At 71.6% G+C, this 2,957-nt stretch carries 2 protein-coding genes; both read right to left on the reverse strand.

The features are described from left to right. Positions 1-1,368: alpha/beta fold hydrolase (locus tag AOK08_RS37440; protein WP_055534413.1), on the reverse strand; the 1,368-nt coding region annotated here is incomplete at its 3' end. A gap of 133 nt (positions 1,369-1,501) precedes the next feature. Beyond that, complete coding sequence (locus tag AOK08_RS37445) at positions 1,502-2,707, reverse strand: DNA polymerase III subunit delta' (RefSeq protein ID WP_055534411.1); 1,206 nt, start codon at positions 2,705-2,707, stop codon at positions 1,502-1,504. Positions 2,708-2,957: the final 250 nt, after the last annotated feature.

Here is a 2,957-nt window from a genome sequence, read left to right on the forward strand (position 1 = left end):
GGTCGTGCCGACGACCACGATCGGGGCCGCGCCCTTCGCCTCGATGCGGTGCGGCACGCCCGTCGGCCGTACCGGCCAGTACGCGCAGCTCAGGGAGGCCCAGGCCATGACCTCGCCGAAGACCGGGGACGCCTTCTCGAAGGACGGCAGCGCGTCGCGCACCTGGTCGGGGCCGGCGTACGCCGCCGGGAGGTCGAGGCAGTTCACGGCCGCGTTGGCGAACATGAGGTTCGAGTAGCGGCCACCGGCCTCGCGCTCGTAGTAGCTGTCGGAGAGGAACAGCAGGCCCGCGCCGTCCTTGTCCCGCATCGCCGAGGTCAGCGCCTCGCGCAGTTGCGGCCAGGTGCTCTCGTCGTACATCGCGGCGATCACGCCGGTCGTGGCGAGGGCCTCGCCCAGTTCGCGGCCGTCCGCGTCACCCGCCGGGACGGGCGATGTGTCGAGGCGGTCGAAGAACGCCTTCAGGTGTTTGCCGACCTGCCCCTCCTCCGTGCCCAGCGGGCAGTCCGGCTGCCGTACGCAGTCCTTCGCGAACGCGTCGAACGCCGTCTCGAAGCCCGCCGTCTGGTCGAGGTTCAGCCGTTGCGCCGGCAGGGACGGGTCCATAGCGCCGTCCAGGACCAGCCGGCCCACGCGCTCCGGGAAGAGCCCCGCGTACGTCGCCCCGAGGAACGTCCCGTACGACGCCCCGACGTACGTCAGCCGCCGGTCGCCCAGCACCGCCCGCAGGATGTCCATGTCCCGGGCCGCCTCCACCGTGGACACATGTCGCAGCAGGCTGGGCGTACTCCTGCCGCAGCCTTCCGCGAACTTCTTGTACGCGCCTACCAGTTCGTCCGCCTCCCGTTCGTTGTCGGGAGTCGAGTCCGTCTGCGTGTACGCGTCCATCGCGGGGCCGTCGAGGCACTTGACCGGCTCGCTGCGCGCCACCCCGCGCGGGTCGACCGCGACCATGTCGTAGCGCGCGCGGACCTCGGCCGGGTAGCCGATCCCGGCGTACCCCTGCAGATAGCCGACCGCCGAACCGCCCGGCCCGCCCGGGTTCACCAGCAGCGAGCCCAGCGGCTTGCCCGCCCCCGTGGCCTTCTTGCGGGAGACCGCCAGCCTGATGTCACCCTCGTCCGGAGCCGCGTAGTCGAGCGGCGCCTTCATCGTGGCGCACTGGAAACCGGGCGCACCGCACGACCGCCAGCTCAGCTTCTGCGCGTAGTACGACGCGAGGCCGGTCGGCCTCACCGACAGGCTCGCCGCACTCGTCGAACTCCCCGTGGAACAGGCGGAGACGAGCAGGGCGGCGCCCGCGAGCAATGCCCAGGCCCTACGAGGGGTCTTACAGGGAGCCTTACGAGGGGTGCGCCTCAGATGCATTCAGCGAGCGTAACCCTGAGAAATCGCGCGAGTACTCTCCGTCCGCGATATGACTCGTACGGGCTACAGGCTGCGGGCTGCGGGCTGCGGGCTGCGGGCTGCGCTCTACGACCCACGACCCACGACCTACAGATCAGCCCGCTCTCAGCGCCAGCGTCATCGCCTCCACCGCCAGCAGCGGTGACACGTTGCGGTCCAGGGCCTCGCGGCACGCGGCGATCGCGTCGATGCGGCGGAGTGTCGACTCGGGTGAGCCGGCTCGGGCCAGACGCTCCAGGGTGTCCTCGGCATCCGCGTTGGCGACCGCCAGGCGGGAGCCGAACTGGAGAGCGAGAACATCGCGGTAGAAGCCGGTCAGGTCGATCAGGGCCAGGTCGAGGGTGTCGCGCTGCGTACGCGTTCTCCGGCGTTTCTGGCGGTCCTCCAGCTCCTTCATCACGCCCGCCGTACCGCGCGGCATCCGGCCGCCCTGGGCCGCCCCAAGCGCCTGCTTCAGCTCCTCCGTCTCCTTCACGTCGACCTCCTCGGCGAGCTGTTTGGCGTCCTCCGTCGCCGAGTCGATCAGCTCCTGGGCCGCCTTCAGACAGCCGCCGACGTCCTCGACGCGGAGCGGCAGCCTGAGAACGGCGGCCCGGCGTTCCCGCGCCCTCGCGTCCGTGGCGAGTCTGCGGGCCCGGCCGATGTGGCCCTGGGTGGCCCTGGCCACGGTGTGAGCGACGTTCGGCTCGATGCCGTCCCGGCGGATGAGGATGTCGGCCACGGCCTCCACCGGCGGGGTACGCAGGATGAGGAGGCGGCAGCGGGAGCGAATCGTGGGCAGCACGTCCTCGATGGACGGGGCGCAGAGCAGCCACACCGTGCGCGGCGCGGGCTCCTCGATGGCCTTGAGCAGGACGTTGCCCGCGCCCTCCGTGAGACGGTCCGCGTCCTCCAGGACGATGACCTGCCAGCGCCCGACAGCCGGGGAGAGCTGGGCCCGCCGGACCAGGGCGCGGGTCTCCTTGACGCCGATGGAGAGCAGATCGGTGCGGACGATGTCCACGTCGGCGTGCGTGCCCGTCAGGCTCGTGTGGCAGCCGTCGCAGAAACCGCAGCCGGGGACTCCGCCGAGGGCGCGGTCGGGGCTCACACACTGCAGGGCGGCGGCGAAGGCGCGGGCCGCTGTGGACCGGCCGGAGCCGGGCGGGCCGGTGAAGAGCCAGGCGTGGGTCATCTTCGACGCCTCGGGCTGGGGCTCGCCCGCGGCGACAGCGGTGACCAGGGCGTCGGCATCCCGCGCGGCAGCCGCCAACTGCGCGCTCACCTTCTCCTGGCCCACCAGGTCGTCCCACACCGGCATGGGAACACCGCCCTTCCGTCACACGCCTCGTCGGTCACGCCTCGTCGGTCACACCTTGCCGGTCACGCCAGTCAGCACACCGCTTGGGCCAGACCGCCTCGTCACACCGTTACGTCAAGCCGACACGTCACACCGTTACGTCACGCCAATACGTCACAGCTTGCCTCGCGGAGTCCATTGTGCGGGTCCCCACTGACAACGGGCTCCCACCTGCGACGCCCTCGCCTCAGCCGCGCCGCCCGCCCCGCCC

Origin of the sequence: Streptomyces graminilatus, assembly GCF_001418565.1 — a bacterium.
GTDB classification, from domain to species: domain Bacteria; phylum Actinomycetota; class Actinomycetes; order Streptomycetales; family Streptomycetaceae; genus Streptomyces; species Streptomyces graminilatus.